Source organism: Lentzea alba (assembly GCF_047445655.1).
Taxonomy (GTDB): domain Bacteria; phylum Actinomycetota; class Actinomycetes; order Mycobacteriales; family Pseudonocardiaceae; genus Lentzea; species Lentzea alba_A.
The window spans coordinates 1-1,458 of the sequence record NZ_JAJAEG010000094.1 but is presented as its reverse complement, the minus strand read 5'-3'; the positions used below and the strand labels follow the sequence as shown (position 1 = coordinate 1,458).

At 68.7% G+C, this 1,458-nt stretch carries 1 protein-coding gene; it reads right to left on the bottom strand.

Features of this window, described 5'->3' with window-relative positions; all coding sequences use genetic code 11:
* Nucleotides 1-18: 18 nt before the first annotated feature.
* Nucleotides 19-1,227: an IS110 family transposase gene (locus LFM09_RS50015; RefSeq protein WP_414103720.1), complete on the bottom strand. Its 1,209-nt coding sequence runs from the start codon at nucleotides 1,225-1,227 to the stop codon at nucleotides 19-21.
* Between the last annotated feature and the right edge of the window lie 231 nt (nucleotides 1,228-1,458).

Below are 1,458 nucleotides of genomic sequence, written 5' to 3'. Positions count from 1 at the left end.
GGAGTTTCAATGACCGTGTCAAGCGGCCTGGGCCGTAGGTGAGCGATGAAATTCCCGGCCATCACGCAGCAGTGCCCAGATGACGTCGACCAGGCGGCGTGCCAGTGCGATGAGCGCTTGCGTGTGCACCTTACCCTCGTCCCGTTTGCGCAGGTAGAACCGTCGAGACGGGCCGTCCTGGACCTTGATCGCGGACAGGGCGGCCAGGTAGAACACGCGGCGCAGGCCGCGGTGGTAGCGCTTGGGCCGGTGCAGGTTGCCCCGTACTCGCCCGGAGTCGCGGGGCACCGGGGCGAGTCCGGCGTAGGCGGCCATGCGTCCGGAGTTGCCGAACATCGCGCGCAAGTCACCGCCGGTGTCAGCCAGCAACTGTGCGCCCAGGATCGGCCCGAACCCGTCGACGCTGGTGATCGGCGCGGCATGCGGGTGTTCACCGAAGCGATTGGCGATGTGCTTGTCGAGGTCCTTGATCTCCCGGTCGAGGTCCAGCAGCTGCCGGGCGAGCCGGGTGATCAGCGGCGCGGTCGCCGATTCCGCCGGCAGGGCAACGGTCTGCTCGTCCGCCGCGGCAAGGGCCTTGTCCACCATGGACGGAATGCCCTTGGGCCAGGCGCCGCCGGCGAGCAGGTGCTCGGTCAGGCCAGGCGCGCCCGCCGCCCGAATCCCGGCCGGGGTGCAGTAGCCGGTGAGCAGGACCAGCGCCGAGCGGGTGGAGTAGTCGAAAGCACGTTCCAGGGCAGGAAAGATCGAGGCGAGCAGTTCACGCAGCCGGTTGATCCCGCGCACCCAGTCGGCCATCAGGTCCTCGCGGCGCGCGGTCAGGATCCGCAGCTCGGCGACGAGCTCGTCCGGGTGCGTAACCGCGGTCAGGTCACCCCGCAGCCGGGCGGTCTCGGCGATGGTGCGGGCGTCCTTGGCGTCGGTCTTGCCCTCGCCGGGAAACGCGCCGGCCATCCGGTTGACCAGCCGGCCCGGCACATACAGCACCCGCTGGCCGGTGCCCAGCAACAGCGTCAGCAGCAGTCCGGCCGCACCGGAGGTCATGTCCACCGCCCACACCGCCGCGCGAGCTTTACGACCCACACGGGCAATCAACTCCTCGATCGCGGCCTGGCCGTTGGTCACCTTCTGGCTGAACACGACCTTGCCCGTGTCGTCGACCGCGCACGCGTGGTGGCCGGCCTTGCCGACATCGACACCCACCCAGATCCTCTCGCGCACCGCCACGCGACCCGTTCTCCCGTTCTCGCAGCTCAACCCCGTGGACAGCCCGCCAGCAGCTCCATAAACAGCGACACGCACCAGCACGTGCAACAGATCTCAATCAGCGGCCAGGGCGTCCCAGACGGCGAGGCGGCCACTCCCAACGAGCCACCCAACGACAGCGAGACATCAGCCACACCACGCCGCCCTGGGCATTCAGAACATCCCGTCCTGAACATCAACAAGCTTATGGAG